This window comes from Halomonas sp. 328 (assembly GCF_015645095.1).
In the GTDB taxonomy this organism is placed as follows: Bacteria; Pseudomonadota; Gammaproteobacteria; order Pseudomonadales; family Halomonadaceae; genus Bisbaumannia.
On record NZ_JADOTW010000003.1, the window covers coordinates 28309 to 43076 of the forward strand.

General features: G+C 68.2%; 11 protein-coding genes and 1 pseudogene. 1 reads left to right on the top strand and 11 read right to left on the bottom strand.

Annotation, left to right across the window (positions count from 1 at the left end):
• Positions 1 to 184 precede the first annotated feature (184 nt).
• The 5 genes from msrB to yrfG form a co-directional block, all read right to left on the bottom strand.
• Positions 185 to 691: a peptide-methionine (R)-S-oxide reductase MsrB gene (msrB, locus tag IHD13_RS01780; RefSeq protein WP_195859323.1), complete on the bottom strand. Its 507-nt coding sequence runs from the start codon at positions 689 to 691 to the stop codon at positions 185 to 187.
• A 139-nt stretch (positions 692 to 830) separates the two neighbouring features.
• The gene (locus IHD13_RS01785) at positions 831 to 2408 is read right to left on the bottom strand and encodes a phosphoenolpyruvate carboxykinase (protein WP_195859324.1); all 1578 of its coding nucleotides are present in this window, start codon (positions 2406 to 2408) and stop codon (positions 831 to 833) included.
• 278 nt (positions 2409 to 2686) lie between these two features.
• The gene (gene hslO / locus IHD13_RS01790; RefSeq protein WP_195859325.1) at positions 2687 to 3562 is read right to left on the bottom strand and encodes an Hsp33 family molecular chaperone HslO; all 876 of its coding nucleotides are present in this window, start codon (positions 3560 to 3562) and stop codon (positions 2687 to 2689) included.
• Positions 3559 to 3945 (bottom strand): ribosome-associated heat shock protein Hsp15, encoded by a 387-nt coding sequence (hslR, locus tag IHD13_RS01795; RefSeq protein WP_195859326.1) that lies wholly within the window; start codon positions 3943 to 3945, stop codon positions 3559 to 3561. Before hslR ends, hslO begins: the two co-directional genes overlap by 4 nt.
• 9 nt (positions 3946 to 3954) lie before the next feature.
• Positions 3955 to 4623 carry a GMP/IMP nucleotidase gene (gene yrfG / locus IHD13_RS01800; RefSeq protein ID WP_195859327.1) on the bottom strand — a complete coding sequence of 223 codons (669 nt, stop codon included), beginning with the start codon at positions 4621 to 4623 and terminating at the stop codon, positions 3955 to 3957.
• Positions 4624 to 4704: 81 nt separating this feature from the next.
• Here yrfG and nudE point away from each other — a divergent pair, with 81 nt between their 5' ends.
• Positions 4705 to 5274, top strand: a complete 570-nt coding sequence (nudE, locus tag IHD13_RS01805) for an ADP compounds hydrolase NudE (RefSeq protein ID WP_195859328.1) — start codon at positions 4705 to 4707, stop codon at positions 5272 to 5274.
• Positions 5275 to 5362: 88 nt separating this feature from the next.
• Here the strand turns inward: nudE and IHD13_RS01810 are convergent, their stop codons facing one another.
• The 6 genes and pseudogenes from IHD13_RS01810 to lon form a co-directional block, all read right to left on the bottom strand.
• Positions 5363 to 6397 carry an oxidoreductase gene (locus tag IHD13_RS01810; RefSeq protein WP_195859329.1) on the bottom strand — a complete coding sequence of 345 codons (1035 nt, stop codon included), beginning with the start codon at positions 6395 to 6397 and terminating at the stop codon, positions 5363 to 5365.
• 320 nt (positions 6398 to 6717) lie between these two features.
• A complete protein-coding gene (ilvD, locus tag IHD13_RS01815) occupies positions 6718 to 8562 on the bottom strand; it encodes a dihydroxy-acid dehydratase (RefSeq protein WP_195859330.1) in 1845 nt (614 codons plus the stop codon).
• A 278-nt stretch (positions 8563 to 8840) separates the two neighbouring features.
• Complete coding sequence (locus tag IHD13_RS01820; RefSeq protein WP_195859331.1) at positions 8841 to 9497, bottom strand: thiamine ABC transporter ATP-binding protein; 657 nt, start codon at positions 9495 to 9497, stop codon at positions 8841 to 8843.
• 9 nt (positions 9498 to 9506) lie between these two features.
• Complete coding sequence (gene thiP / locus IHD13_RS01825) at positions 9507 to 11141, bottom strand: thiamine/thiamine pyrophosphate ABC transporter permease (RefSeq protein WP_195859332.1); 1635 nt, start codon at positions 11139 to 11141, stop codon at positions 9507 to 9509.
• Complete coding sequence (gene thiB, locus IHD13_RS01830) at positions 11125 to 12129, bottom strand: thiamine ABC transporter substrate binding subunit (RefSeq protein ID WP_195859333.1); 1005 nt, start codon at positions 12127 to 12129, stop codon at positions 11125 to 11127. The genes thiP and thiB overlap by 17 nt, the downstream gene beginning before the upstream one ends.
• A gap of 168 nt (positions 12130 to 12297) precedes the next feature.
• Positions 12298 to 14736: pseudogene (lon, locus tag IHD13_RS01835) on the bottom strand (endopeptidase La).
• Positions 14737 to 14768: the final 32 nt, after the last annotated feature.

The following is a 14768-nucleotide window of genomic DNA, read 5'->3' on the forward strand; positions in this document are numbered from 1 at the left end:
GAAAGATCGCGTCAAGGTATCATAATGGCGCCCGAGTCGGGAGCCTTGCCGCCGGGATCGTTAGGAAACTACCTTCACGACGACGGCCCTATGCGTCTGCCCCGGTCGGCGGAGTCGACGTAGGGCGGATTGGCGCGCCCACGGCGAGGCGCATCTCGTCGGAGGCGCCTTCGACTTATCCGACCTATGCGGCCGCGGCGGGAACGAAGCGCAATGCCAGGCCGTTATTGCACCAGCGCAGGCCGGTGGGCTCGGGACCGTCAGAGAAGACATGGCCCTGGTGCCCCTTGCAGCGGGCGCAGTGGTACTCGGTGCGCGGCCAGATCAGCTTGTAGTCCACCTGGGTCAGCAGGTGCCCCTCCACGTGCTCGAAGAAGCTCGGCCAGCCGGTACCGGAGTCGTACTTCATGGCGCTGGTAAAGAGCAGCAGGTCGCAGCCGGCACAGCGGTATTCCCCCTCGCGCCACTCGTCATCGAGGGGGCTGGAGTAGGCCGGCTCGGTGCCGTGGTCGCGGAGGATCTCGAATTGCTCGGGGCTCAACCGCTCCCGCCACTCGGCCTCGCCGAGCTCGAGGGGCGCGATGTCCGGCGAGGCCGAGAGATCGAGGCGCGGCCGGGCGTTGGCCAGGGCGGGAAAGAGACCCACCAGGCCACCGGTGCCCAGGAAGCCCAGAAAATGACGTCGTTTCATGGTGCCTCTCCTTCGACAAGGTAACCAGGATACGCGGGAGACCCCGGTACGGATGCATAACAAAACGGGGAAGGCTGGCGCCCTCCCCGTTTATGACCCCGGCCTCAGGACCGAGGTTCGACCTCTGATTGCGGCGCGCTTAGCCCTGCTGCGGGCCGGCGGCGATGATCGCCGGATCGACGCCGGCGAACTTCTCGAAGTTGGCCACGAACTTGGCTACCAGCGCCTGCATCTGCGCCTGGTAGGCGGCCTGGTCGTCCCAGGTCTGGCGCGGGTCGAGCAGCTGGGTGTCGACGCCGGGCACCGCCACCGGCACCTCCAGGTTGAGGCCATCGATGCGCCGGGTCTCCACGTCGCGCAGGGCGCCGGACTGGATGGCGCTGATGATGGCGCGGGTGGTGGGAATGCTGAAGCGCGAGCCGCCCTGGCCGTAGGCGCCACCGGTCCAGCCGGTGTTGACCAGGTAGACGCGGGCGTCGTTGGCCTTGACCCGCTTGATCAGCAGGTCGGCGTACTCGCGGGCCGGGCGCGGGAAGAAGGGGGCGCCGAAGCAGGTGGAGAAGGTCGCCTCGAGGCCAGCGGAGGAGCCCATCTCGGTGGAGCCCACCTTGGCGGTGTAGCCGGAGAGGAAGTGGTAGGCGGCAGCCTCTTCGGAGAGCACCGAGACCGGCGGCAGCACGCCGCTCATGTCGCAGGTCAGGAAGATGATGGCATTGGGCTCGCCGGCACGGTTCTCGGGCACCCGCTTGTCGATATGCTCCAGCGGGTAAGCGGCCCGGGAGTTCTGGGTCAGGCTGTCATCGGCGTAGTCAGGGCTGCGGCGGTCGTCCAGGACCACGTTCTCCAGCACGGCGCCGAACTTGATGGCGCGCCAGATCACCGGCTCGTTCTTCTCGGAGAGGTCGATGCACTTGGCGTAGCAGCCGCCCTCGATATTGAACACCGTGCCCTCGCCCCAGCCATGCTCGTCGTCGCCGATCAAGAAGCGCGCCGGGTCGGCGGAGAGGGTGGTCTTGCCGGTACCGGAGAGGCCGAAGAAGAGGCAGGTCTGACCGTCTTCGCCAACGTTGGCGGAGCAGTGCATGGGCAGGACATCGGAGGCCGGCAGCAGGAAGTTCTGCACGGTGAACATGGCCTTCTTCATCTCGCCGGCGTAACGCATGCCGGCGATCAGCACCCGACGCCCGGCGAAGTCGAGAATCACGCAGGCCTCGGTGCGGGTGCCGTCACGCTGCGGCTCGCAGACGAAGTTGGCGGCGTTGAGGATGGTCCACTCGTCACGACGCGCCGGGTTGTAGGCCTCGGGACGCACGAACATGGTGCGACCGAAGAGGTTCTGCCAGGCGGTCTCGGTGTGCATGCGCACCGGCAGGTAGTGCTGGGGGTCCGCCCCCACATGCACCTCGGAGAGATAGTGCTCGCGCTCACCCAGGTAGGCCTCGACGCGGGTCCACAGCGCCTCGAACTTGTCGGCATCGAAGGGACGGTTGACGCTGCCCCACTCGATCTGGTCGCGGGTGGACGCCTCCTCGACGATAAAGCGATCCGCCGGCGAGCGCCCGGTGCGCTCCCCCGTCTTGACGACCAGGGCGCCATTGTCGGCCAGCTGCCCCTCGCCGCGCCGCAGGGCCTGCTCGATCAGCTCGGCACTGCTCAGGTTGGTGAAGACGCGGGGGGTGGCGGACGATACGGCGCTTGCGGCTTGGGTGGTGGTCATGTCGGTGTCCTGGGCCATGCGGCCTATTCTCTCTCGTGGGTCGTAGCAACGACAGGTGGGCTGCCTGCCCGGCACCCTGGACGCTGGAGCGCCTCTATTTCGTGCCGGGCCGCCTGTAAAGGGGACTCATTATGACAAAAACTGATGCGTGGACAAAGGCTCTCATTCGCCGAATTTCATGTAGTTTTACTACTACATATCGACCGTTATTCGCATTTAAAACACCGCCCGCCAGAAGGCCGCGGAGGGCGGTGATCGTGGATCGGAAAAGCTCGCGCTCAATGCACCGTGGGCGGCGGTGCATCGGGTGCCTCGATCAACCCTTCCACCTCGGCGGCGCCGAAGCGGTAGCGGGTATGACAGAAGTGGCACTCGGTCTCGATGGCCTGTTGTTCGGCGACGATCTCGCGCAGCTCCTCGGCCCCCAGGGAGAGCAGCGACTGGGCGATCCGCTCCCGGGAACAGGTGCAGCCGAAGCGCAGTGCCTTGGGCTCGAAGACCCGCACCGTCTCCTCGTGATAGAGGCGGTGCAGCAGCTCATGCTGCGCGAGGCCCAGCAACTCCTCGTCACGCACCGTATCGGCCAGGTGCACGGTACGCTCCCAGGCATCGGGGTCGTGGGGGCGACCGTCGTCGGGCAGTTGCTGCAGCAGCAGGCCAGCGGCCTGCTGGCCATCGGCGGCCAGCCACAGCCGGGTGGGCAGTTGCTCCGACTGGGCGAAATAGGCCTCCAGACAGGCCGCCAGGCTGGCCTCCTTGAGTTCGACGATGCCCTGGTAGCGACGCCCCTCCCGGGGGTCCAGGGTGATGACGATATGCCCCTCACCCAGCAGTTCGCGGAAACCGGCGGCCGCGTCGGGCAGGTCGGCCCCATCGGCCAGGCGGGCGATGGCGCGCAGCTCGCCGCCGGGGTTGGACTCCGCCATCAGCAGGGCCAGGGCGCCCTGGCCACGCACCTCCAGGCTCAGGGTGCCATCGAGCTTGACGGTATCGGTGAGCAGGGCCACCGCCGCCAGCATCTCGCCCAGCAGACGCCGCACCGGCGCCGGGTAGGCCTGCTTGTCGAGCACCTCGGCATAGGCCGCCTCCAGGGAGACGATCTCGCCACGCACCTGGGTATCGTCGAAGAGAAAACGCTGAATCTGATCGGTCATGATGGGGGGTGGTCCTTGAAACGTCGAATATCCCGGCGCTGCTTCTTGTCGGGGCGCTTGAGGGGGTGCTGCATGGCCTGGTTGGTCAGGCGCCGGGCCTCGGCCTCCCGCTCGCGACGCGCCTCGCTCTCGGCGGTCTCGCGATAGAGGGCGCGCGCCTCGGGGGCACCGCGGCGCTGGTCGGAGAGCGCCAGCACCTCCACTTCCCAGGCATCCCAGCCCTGGGGCACGCGAATCAGGGCACCGACCTCCACGCTCTTGCTGGTCTTGGCCCGGTCGCCGTTGTAGTGCACCTTGCCCCCTTCGATGGCCTTCTTGGCCAGGGCGCGGGTCTTGAAGAAACGCGCCGCCCAGAGCCACTTGTCGAGTCTTACGCTGTCCATGGGGCCTCCTTATGCCTGCGGCGGGCGCTCAGCGGGCAGGATAGTGGCGAAGCGATCCAGGGCGATAAACTCCTCCAGCTCGCGCTCCGGCTTGCGGCTGTCGGGCTGCTTGATGCCCAGCAGGTGACGAATGCCGAACTCCCGGGCGCTCTCCAGCACCATGGGGTTGTCGTCGATAAAGAGGGTGCGGGCCGGATCGAAGGGCTCCACTTCCTGGAGTTCGAACCAGAACTCCTGGGCCTCCTTGGGCACGCCGAGATCCGCCGAGGAGACGATGGCATCCAGGTACTCCTCCAGGCCGGTCAGCGGCAGCTTGAGTTCGAGGCTTTCGCGGTCGGCATTGGTGGCCAGCACCACCCGGGGGTGGGCCTGCTTGAGCCACTTGAGGAAATCCAGGGCATCGCCGCGCAGGCCGATCAGGTGCTGCACCTCGCGCTTGAGGGCGACGATATCGACCCCCAGCTCACGGCTCCAGTAGGCCAGGCTGTACCAGTTGAGGGTGCCCTGCTCGCCGATGATCCGCTCGCGCAGCTGGTGCTGGCTGGCCTCGTCCAGACGGTGCAGCTCCCCGTAGCGGCGCGGCAGGTGCTCCAGCCAGAAGTGGCTGTCGAAATGCAGGTCCAGCAGGGTGCCGTCCATGTCGAGCAGGACGGTATCGATGGCTTGCCAATCGATCATTGGCCTTGGGCTCCACGCTCGGATATAGGATGTTATTGTACAAAATCCCCCCGCCCCACGCATCGCCCCCACGGAGTCTCCATGTACCCCAGCAAGCCCCGCATCCTCTCCCAGCGCGAAGTCACCCGCAGCCGACTGTTCCGGGTCGAGGAGCTGGAGCTGCGCTTCAGCAACGGCGAGGAGCGCCACTTCGAGCGCCTGATGGGCAGCGACCAGGGGGCGGTGATGATCGTCGCCATGCCCGACCCGGAACATGTGCTCTTGATCCGCGAGTACGCCGCCGGCTTCGAGGACTATGTGCTGACCCTGCCCAAGGGGCTGGTGGACCCGGGCGAGGATATCGTCACCGCCGCCAACCGCGAGCTGATGGAGGAGTGCGGCTTCGGCGCCAACAATATCGAGCCGCTGGTGGAGCTCTCCCTGGCCCCCAACTACATGCGCCACCGCATGCAGGTGATGCTGGCCAGCGACCTCTATCCGCAACGCCTGCCCGGCGACGAGCCGGAGCCGCTGATCGTCGAGACCCACGCCCTCGACGAATTGCCGGCGCTGCTGGCCCGGGAGGACTTCCACGAGGCCCGGGCCATCGCCGCCCTCTATATCGCCCGGGACCGGCTGCGCGCCGAGCAAACCCACCCGCTTACCTGGTAGATCGACTCTCGACTGCCGCGACCATCGAATCGCTAAGGGGCGCCCCGAGCCTCGGCATCGGCATCGGCATCGGCATCGGCAGGCTAACCTAGAGGCTGACCCAGCGCCGCTGGCGATGGCTGGTCAGCCCCGCCTCCAGCAACGCCATCACCGCGATGGCCTCCTCCCCGCTGACCGGCATGGGGCCCTCTCCGCGCAGCGCCGCGGTCACCCCCTGGTAGTAGGCGAGGTAGTCTCCCGGCAGGCTGGGGTGCTCCCGGGAGACCAGGCCGCCCGCCTCCGCCGCCAGGCAGAGCCGCCCCGGCGCATCCTGCCCCCAGCCGGGGCTCGGCGAGTCACCGGCCTTGAGACGCTCCTCCTGGGGGTCGAGACCAAACTTCACGTAGCTGCCCCGGGTGCCATGCACCCGCCAGCGCGGCGTCTCCTCCGCCACCAGGGTGCCCGCCTTGAGCTCCACGCTGAGCCCCTCGTAGTCGAGCAGGGCGGTGAACTCGTCATCGACCCGGGCGCCGTCGCGGCGTGACGCCAGGTCGAGGAGGATCGCCCTGGGCTTGCCGAAGAGCACCAGGGCCTGATCCAGCAGGTGCGGCCCCAGGTCGTACCAGATGCCGCCGCCGGGGCGCGGCGACTCCCGCCAGCGGTCACGCACCTCGGGACGGAAACGGTCGAAGCGCGACTCCACCCGGGTGACCCGGCCCAGCGTCTCGTCCGCCAGCAGCGCCTCGAGGGTCAGGAAGTCGCTGTCCCAGCGGCGATTATGGAATACCGACAGGCTCTTGCCCTGTGCCTCCGCCAGGGCCTCGAGGGCCCGGGCCTCGGCCAGGTCCAGGGTAAAGGGCTTGTCCACCACCACGTGCTTGCCCGCCTCCAGGGCGGCCCGCGCCAGGGGATAGTGGGTCTCGTTGGGGGTCGGAATCACCACCAGGTCGATCTCCTTGCGGGCGAACAGCGCCTCGGGATCGGCCTCCACCGCCACCGCGGGCAGGGCCGCATTCACCTTGGCAGCGTCGCTCGTGGCCACCGCGGCCAGGGTCAGACCCGGCGTGGCCTGAATCAATGGGGCATGGAAGACCTGGCTGGCGAAGCCATAGCCCACCAGGCCGACCTGTATCGTTTCAGTCATAAATGCTCCTCCCGTCGGCGGCTTATCGCCGCTTGCGTGATCGATATCATAAAAGGATCAAAGAATGGTCATCCACCCCGCCCGGGAGTCACCCATACTGAATGGCGCTGGCTCATTCATCCAAGGCAAGGAGGATAACGATGTGCTGTGAACTGGAAAGCCTGGAAGCGATGGAGTTCTGGTACGCCATCGAGTGCGAATGGCAGGCCGAGGCCGAGAACCGGGCCCCCGAGGCGCCCCTGGATCGCGCCGCCTGATTCCGAGCGAGTCCCGAATCGCAAGACCCGCGCCGAGGCGCGGGTCTTTTTTCGTCGGGCGGATCAATCCAGCTTGGAGAGATCGCGTACCGCGCCCTTGTCGGCGGAGGTGGCCAGCAGCGCATAGGCCTTGAGCGCCGCGGAGACCTTGCGGTCACGCTGGATGCTCGGCTTCCAGGCCTCACTGCCCTTGGCCTCCATCGCCGCCCGGCGCGATGCCAGCGCCTCGTCGGAGAGCTTGACGTCGATGCTGCGGTTGGGGATATCGATGCGGATGATATCGCCCTGCTCCACCAGGCCGATGGCGCCACCCGCCGCCGCCTCGGGGGAGACGTGGCCGATGGAGAGCCCGGAAGTGCCACCGGAGAAGCGCCCGTCGGTGAGCAGCGCACACGCCTTGCCGAGCCCCTTGGACTTCAGGTAGCTGGTCGGGTAGAGCATCTCCTGCATGCCCGGGCCGCCCTTGGGGCCCTCGTAGCGGATGACGACGACGTCGCCCTCCTTCACCTTGCCTTCGAGGATATGCGCCACCGCCTGGTCCTGGGACTCCACCACATGGGCCGGGCCCTCGAAGACCAGGATGGAGTCGTCGACCCCGGCGGTCTTCACCACGCAGCCGTCCACGGCGATATTGCCCTTGAGCACCGCCAGGCCGCCCTCCCGGGAGAAGGCGTGTTCCAGGTCGCGGATGCAGCCGGTGGCACGGTCACCGTCGAGGCTCGGCCAGCGGGCGCTCTGGGAGAAGGCTACCTGGGTGGGCACGCCACCGGGGCCGGCCCGGTAGAACTCCACCACCTCGGAGCTGGGGTTGCGCATGATGTCCCACTCGTCCAGGGCGGCCTTCAGGGAGTCGCCGTAGACGGTGGGCACCCGGGTATCGAGCACGCCGGCGCGGTCCAGCTCGCCGAGGATCGCCATGATGCCGCCGGCCCGGTGCACGTCCTCGATATGGTACTTCTGGGTGTTGGGGGCCACCTTGCAGAGCTGGGGCACCTCCCGGGAGAGACGGTCGATATCGGTCATGTCGAAATCGACCCCGGCCTCCTGGGCGGCGGCCAGCAGGTGCAGGATGGTATTGGTGGAGCCGCCCATGGCGATATCCAGGGTCATGGCATTCTTGAATGCCGCCTTGGCGCCGATGGCCCGGGGCAGCAGGTGCGCCTCCTCCCCCTCGTAGTAGCGCTTGGCCAGTTCGACGATGCGATGACCGGCGGTCTCGAAGAGGCGGCGGCGGTCGGCGTGGGTAGCCACCACGGTGCCATTGCCCGGCAGCGCCAGGCCCAGGGCTTCCATCAGGCAGTTCATGGAGTTGGCGGTGAACATGCCGGAGCAGCTGCCGCAGGTGGGGCAGGCACTGCGCTCCACCTCGGCCAGGGTCTCGTCATCGACGCTGTCGTCGGCGGCCATCACCATGGCGTCCACCAGGTCGAGGCCGTGATCGAGGAGCTTGGTCTTGCCCGCTTCCATGGGCCCGCCGGAGACGAAGATCACCGGAATATTGAGGCGCATGGCGGCCATCAGCATCCCGGGGGTGATCTTGTCGCAGTTGGAGATGCATACCAGGGCGTCGGCGCAGTGGGCGTTGACCATGTACTCGACGCTGTCGGCGATCAGGTCGCGACTCGGCAGCGAGTAGAGCATGCCGTCGTGGCCCATGGCGATGCCGTCGTCCACGGCAATGGTGTTGAACTCCTTGGCCACCCCGCCGGCCTTCTCGATCTCGCGGGCCACCAGCTGGCCCATGTCCTTGAGGTGCACATGGCCCGGCACGAACTGGGTAAAGGAGTTGGCCACGGCGATGATCGGCTTGTGGAAGTCGTCATCCTTCATGCCGGTGGCACGCCACAGGGCGCGGGCGCCGGCCATGTTGCGACCGGCGGTGGTGGTGCGGGAACGATACTCGGGCATGGTGTCCTCTAGATAGTGCTGCCGGCCGTACCGGGAGGCGGTCGGCCGGTCGAATCGGTGTCCAGTCCCCCGATTTTGTCATGAGCCCGGGCATCAAGCCAGCGCCCCGCCTTTTCGAGCTATCCCCCGTTGGCAGCCCGGGGCTACCCTGGGGCAGGCCCCGGTGGCCGGACCCTCGCAAAGACGCTGTGAATCCATCCATGGACGCTCGACTTTTTCGTCCCTGAAAAAGACGCTTTGCTCCGACCTGTCCCCAGCGCCCCTTAGCCACTCAAGCGTTATTCGCTCCAGGGCGTCAGGCGACCGTCCACCAGGGCCAGGCGGCGCTGGGCCAGGGCCTCGATATCCTCCCGGTCGTGGCTGACCAGCAGCACCGCCACCCCCGCCTGCTGCTGGCGCTTGACCAGGGCCCAGAGGCCCTGGCGATTGGCATGATCGAGGCCGGTAAAGGGCTCGTCCAGCAGCAGGATAGGCGCCTGGCGCAGCAGCGCCCGGGTCAGGGCCACCCGCTGGCGCTGGCCGCCGGAGAGCTCGCCGGGCAGGCGCTCCTCGAGGCCCGCCAGGCCGACCTCGGCCAGGCCATCGCGGATGCGCCGGCGCTGGGCGGCGTCGAGTTTGAGATTGGCCGCCAGCCCCAGGCCGATATTGGCCCATACCGGCAGGTGATCGAAGAGGTTGTGCTCCTGGAAGACCGTGGTGATGCCCCGCTCCCAGGGCGGCAGCCTGAGCAGGTCACGCTCGCCCCAGCGCAGGCCGCCGCTGGCGGGCTCCAGGAAGCCCGCCAGCAGGTTGAGCAGGGTGCTCTTGCCGGCCCCGGAGGGCCCCTCCAGGGCCAGGCATTCGCCGGGGGCCAGGCGAAAGCGGAAGCAGAAGTCCGGCGTTTCCCCGGGTTCACAGCGGTCGTAGTGAAAGATCAGATCATCGCAATGGAGCATGGGAAATGCCTAGGGTCGAAACGGGTAGCGCGGGCGGCGCCGGCTCAGGGCGTCGAGCAGGCTGAAGACCAGCACCACCGCCATCAGCAGCACCAGGGCGGTGGCCGCCGCGCCCTGCCAGCGATAGCCGCCCAGCTGCTGGAAGAGCAGCATCGGCAGGGTCGGCGCCGCCGGGCTGCCGAACAGGGCGATGACGCTGAAATCGCCCAGCGAGAGGGTCATGGCGTAGGCCAGGGCCAGGGCCGCGGGGCGGCGTAGCCGCGGCCAGACCAGCCAGCGCAGCCGCGCCCGGCCATGGATGCCGAACTGCTCTGCCAGGCGCTCCTCCGGGGCCGAGAGGCCGGGAATGGCGCCGCGCAGCACCTGCATGGCGAAGGGCAGCGCCATGAAGCCGTTGACCAGCACCACCAGGGCATAGCCGTGCCAGCCGGCGCCGAGGGAGGGGCGCAGCAGCAGGAAGAGGCCGGTGCCCAGCACCAGGGCCGGGATCACCAGGATCAGCTGGCCGCTGCCCTCCATGGCCAGGGCGGCGAGACGCGAGCCGCGCCGCCTGAGCGCCTCGGCCCCGGCCAGCAGCGCCAGGGCCAGCAGCAGGGAGAGGCCCCCGGCGCCCAGCGCCATGGCCAGGCTGCGCAGCGCCGCCGGCCACAGGCTTCCCCGCCCCGGCAACTGCGGCAGGCCATAGAGGCCGGCCAGGGTCACCGCCGCCAGCGGCGGCACCAGCAGCAGGGTCAGCCCCAGCAGCCAGAGCCCGTCATGCAGCCGCGACACTCCCAGGGCGTCGCGACGCCACCAGCGCCCGCCGGGCAGGCCGCTGCCGGCGGTGGGCACCAGCCGCGGCGTGCCGCCCCGGGTCAGGGCCACCAGCCACAGGCTCAGGCAGAGGGTCAACTGGGTCAGCGCCAGCAGCGCCGCCAGGGCCAGGTCGTGGTCGAACTTCAGCGCCTGATAGAGGGCCACCTCCAGGGTGGTGGAGCGAGGCCCGCCGCCCAGGGTCATGACGATGGCGAAACTGGTGAAGCAGAGGGTAAAGACCAGGGCCGCCAGGCGCGGCAGCAGCGAGCGCAACCGGGGCCACTCCAGGGTGCGCCAGATGGCGCCCCGGGAGAGGCCCAGCTGGGCGGTGAGCCGCCAATGGGCCGCCGGCGCCGTCTCCAGGGCCTGCAGCATCAGCCGCGCCGAGAGCGGCAGGTTGTAGAAGACATGGGCCAGGACGATGCCCGAGAGACCGTAGAGGTAGTCCGCCCGGGTGGCGGTCAGCCACTCCCAGAGCGGCGCCGCCCAGCCCTGGCGACCATGCACCGCCACCAGGCCGAACAGGGCGATCAGGGTGGGAATCACCAGCGACAGCTCCATGGCCCGCAGCAGCAGGCGCCGCCCGAGGAAGCGCGGGCGCCGCGCCAGGGCCAGGGCCACCGGGATGGCCAGCCCCACGGCCAGCGCCGTGGAGAGGGTCGCCTGCCAGAGGGTGAAGCGCAGGATGCCGGCCAGCCAGGGCTCCCGCCACAGGTCGCTGATCGAGAGTGCCGGCGCCTGCCAGAGCAGCGCCGCCAGGCTGGCCAGCCCCAGCCCGGCCACCGCGGCCAGGGCCAGCCAACCAGCCGCCAGGGCCAGCGGCGAGGCCCGCCTAGCGACTGCTGGCATTAAGCCATTCGCGAATCCAGGCGCGGCGATTGTCGCGCACCTCCTCCGGGGTGAAGGTGAGGCTCGCCGGCTCGATCAGACGCCCGAAGACCTCGGGAAGCTCGTCGCCCAGGTCGATGGCCGGGTTCATCACGTTGCCCAGGGGGATATGGCGCTGGAAGTCGGGGGTCAGCATGAAGCGCAGGAACTCCCGGGCCAGCTCGGGCTCGGTGCTGCGCTTCAGCAGGGCGGCGGTCTCCACCTGCAGGTAGTGGCCCTCGGCGAACTCGGCGGCCTGGTAGCGCTCGCTCTCCTCCACCGCCATATGGTAGGCGGGCGAGGTGGCGTAGGAGAGCACCATGGGCGCCTCGCCGTTCATGAACAGCGAGAAGTAGGCCTGGCTCCAGCCCGGGGTGACGGTCAGCACCCGCTCGTTGAGGCGCTCCCACGCCTCGGGCGCCGCGTCGCCATAGACCTGCCTGATCCACAGCAACAGCCCCAGGCCGGTGGTGCTGGTGCGCGGGTCCTGGATGATCACCTGGACGTCGTCCGGGGCCTCCAGCAGCTCGGCGAAGCTCGCCGGCGGGGTCGCCAACTGCTCGGTATCGTAGACGAAGGCGAAGTGGCCCCAGTCATAGGGCAGGAAGGTGTCGTCCTGCCAGTCGATGGGCAGGGCCAGGGCCGAGGTATCGACCCCATGGGGGGCCAGCAGGCCCAGCTCCCGGGCCTCGGCCATCAGGTTCATGTCGAGGCCCAGCACCAGGTCGGCGGCACTGCCCTCGCCTTCCAGGCGCAGGCGCTGGAGGATATCCACCCCGCCGTCGAGGGCGACGAACTCGAGGTCACAGCCGCCGCACTGGGCCTCGAAGGCCGCCTCGATGCCCGGTCCCGGGCCCCACTCGGAGACGAAGGAACCGTAGGTGTAGACGGTCAGGGTGCGCTCGTCCGCGGAGACCGCTCCCGCCACGAGTCCGAGCGCCAGGGCTCTCAGGGTGATGTTAGGTTTCATTGGCAACCTTGTTGAGTCATGTCTGCGCCGCTGCGCGGCGAATCGCTCGGCACAGCCGGGCTCCCACGGGGCAGCGGCGAGCGCCGGGTCAGCCGAACACCACCCTGGCCACGTCCCGGTAGCGCTTGGCGAAATGCACCGTCAGCCCCGCCTTGAGCGAGCGCCGGGTCAGCCGAACACCACCCTGGCCACGTCCCGGTAGCGCTTGGCGAAGTGTACCGTCATCCCCGCCTTGAGGTAGTCGGGCAGCTCGTCATAGTCGCGGCGGTTGGGCTCCGGCAGGATCACCTCATGGATCTCGCTGCGCCGGGCGGCGATGATCTTCTCGCGGATGCCGCCCACCGGCAACACCTGGCCGGTCAGGGTCAACTCCCCGGTCATCGCCAGGGGTCGGTCGATGGCCTGGTGACGGGCCAGCGAGAGCAGCGCCGTGGTCATGGTCACCCCCGCCGAGGGGCCATCCTTGGGGGTCGCCCCCTCCGGCACATGCAGGTGGATAAAGGCATCGTTGAAGAAGTCCGGGTCGGCACCATACTCCCCCAGGTGCCCCTGCACATAGCTATAGGCGATATTCGCCGACTCCTGCATCACCTCCCCGAGCTTGCCGGTGAGCTTGAAACCCCGGGCCAGGGCGTGCACCTTGCCCGCCTCGATGGGCAGGGTGGCACCGCCCATGGCGGTCCAGGCCAGCCCCGTGACCACCCCTTCGCCCTTGAGCACCTTCTCGCGGCGGAACAGCGGCGCCCCGAGGAATTCCTCCAGGTTGTTCACCGAGACCTTGACGCTCTGCTGGCCGTTTTCCAGCAGCTTGACCGCCGCCTTGCGCACGATGCGGTGCAGCTGCTTCTCCAGCTGGCGCACCCCCGCTTCCCGGGCATAGCCCTCGATCACCTGCTTGAGGGCCGCATCGGTGAGGTTGATGCGCTTCCTGGGGATCTTGTCGCGCTTGAGCAGCTTGGGCCAGAGGTGGTGCTTGGCGATGGCCAGCTTCTCCTCGGCGATATAGCCGGAGAGGCGGATCTGCTCCATGCGATCGAGCAAGGGCCCGGGGATCGAGTCCAGGGTGTTGGCGGTACACACGAAGAGTACCTTGGAGAGGTCCAGGCGCACGTCCAGGTAGTGATCGAGGAAGTCGACGTTCTGCTCCGGATCGAGCACCTCGAGCAAGGCCGAAGCAGGGTCGCCCTGGAAGGACTGGCCCAGCTTGTCGATCTCGTCGAGCATGATCACCGGGTTCTGGACCTCCACCTCCTTGAGGGCCTGCACCAGCTTGCCGGGCATGGCGCCGATATAGGTGCGCCGGTGGCCCTTGATCTCCGCCTCGTCGCGCATGCCGCCCACCGAGAAGCGGTAGAACTCGCGGCCCAGGGCCTCGGCGATGGAGCGGCCGATGGAGGTCTTGCCCACCCCGGGCGGGCCGACGAGCAGCAGGATGGAGCCGCCCACGTCGCCCTTGAAGGTGCCTTCGGCGAGGAACTCGATGATCCGCTCCTTGACGTCCTTGAGGCCGTCGTGGTCGCGATCCAACACCTCCCGGGCATGGGCCAGGTCCAGGTTGTCGTCGCTGGTGACGCCCCAGGGCAGGCTGGTCAGCCAATCCAGGTAGTTGCGGGTGGTACCGTACTCCGGCGAGCCGGTCTCCAGCACCGAGAGCTTGTCGAGCTCCTCCTCGATGCGGGTCAACACCTTGGGGGGCACCGTCAGTTCCTCCAGGCGGTCGCGGAAGGTCTCCACGTCGTTCTCGCGATCGTCCTTGGAGATACCCAGCTCGCGCTGGATCACCTTGAGCTGCTCGCGCAGGAAGAACTCCCGCTGGCGCTCCTGCATCTTGGCGTTGACCTGCTCGCTGATCTCGCTCTGCAGCTGGGCCACCTCGATCTCCTTGTGCAGCAGCGGCAGCACCTTCTGCATGCGTGGCAGCACCGGCAGGGTCTCGAGGATCGCCTGCAGCTCGCGGCCCTTGGCGGAGGTGATGGCGGCGGCGAAGTCGGCCAGGGGGCCCGGCTCATGGGGGCTGAAGCGGTTGAGGTAGTGCTTGAGCTCCTCGCCATAGAGGGGGTTGATCGGCAGCAGCTCCTTGATGCCGTTGATCACCGCCATGGCGTAGGCCCGGGCCTCGTCGGCCTCGGCGTCCACCGGCTCCTTGGGGTAGCTCACCTCCACCAGGTAGGGGGGCTTGCGGGAGAGCCAGCGCTGGATGCGAAAGCGCTTCAGGCCCTGGGCGATGAACTGGATCTGGTTATCACCCTGCTCCACCTTGTGCATGCGCACCGTGGTGCCGATCTCGGGAAAATGCTCGGGGGTCAGCTCCTCGAGGTCGGTCTCGTCGACGAAGGCCAGGCCCACGGCGTGGTGGGGGGTCTTGCCGACCCGCTCGATGGTCTCCTCCCAGCGCGGACGATGGATCACCAGCGGCTGTACCTGGGCGGGGAAGAAGGGTCGATTATGGATCGGCAGCAGTTAGATACGCTCGGGCAGGCTATCGCCGCTGGGCACCATGGCGTGGGAGGGCTCCTCCCCCGCCTCATCGCCCGCTTCGGCGTCGATGTCGGCGCCCTCGACGCCATCGACAATCACGTTCTGCCGCTCATCATCATGCTCTCTCATGATCCATCCTGTCTCCGGGGTCGATGACCAGT

Coding starts and splice junctions, on each gene's coding strand:
- msrB (WP_195859323.1), bottom strand. CDS start 691: ATGAAACGACGTCATTTTCTGGGCTTCCTGGGCACCGGTGGCCTGGTG.
- IHD13_RS01785 (WP_195859324.1), bottom strand. CDS start 2,408: ATGACCACCACCCAAGCCGCAAGCGCCGTATCGTCCGCCACCCCCCGC.
- hslO (WP_195859325.1), bottom strand. CDS start 3,562: ATGACCGATCAGATTCAGCGTTTTCTCTTCGACGATACCCAGGTGCGT.
- hslR (WP_195859326.1), bottom strand. CDS start 3,945: ATGGACAGCGTAAGACTCGACAAGTGGCTCTGGGCGGCGCGTTTCTTC.
- yrfG (WP_195859327.1), bottom strand. CDS start 4,623: ATGATCGATTGGCAAGCCATCGATACCGTCCTGCTCGACATGGACGGC.
- nudE (WP_195859328.1), top strand. CDS start 4,705: ATGTACCCCAGCAAGCCCCGCATCCTCTCCCAGCGCGAAGTCACCCGC.
- IHD13_RS01810 (WP_195859329.1), bottom strand. CDS start 6,397: ATGACTGAAACGATACAGGTCGGCCTGGTGGGCTATGGCTTCGCCAGC.
- ilvD (WP_195859330.1), bottom strand. CDS start 8,562: ATGCCCGAGTATCGTTCCCGCACCACCACCGCCGGTCGCAACATGGCC.
- IHD13_RS01820 (WP_195859331.1), bottom strand. CDS start 9,497: ATGCTCCATTGCGATGATCTGATCTTTCACTACGACCGCTGTGAACCC.
- thiP (WP_195859332.1), bottom strand. CDS start 11,141: ATGCCAGCAGTCGCTAGGCGGGCCTCGCCGCTGGCCCTGGCGGCTGGT.
- thiB (WP_195859333.1), bottom strand. CDS start 12,129: ATGAAACCTAACATCACCCTGAGAGCCCTGGCGCTCGGACTCGTGGCG.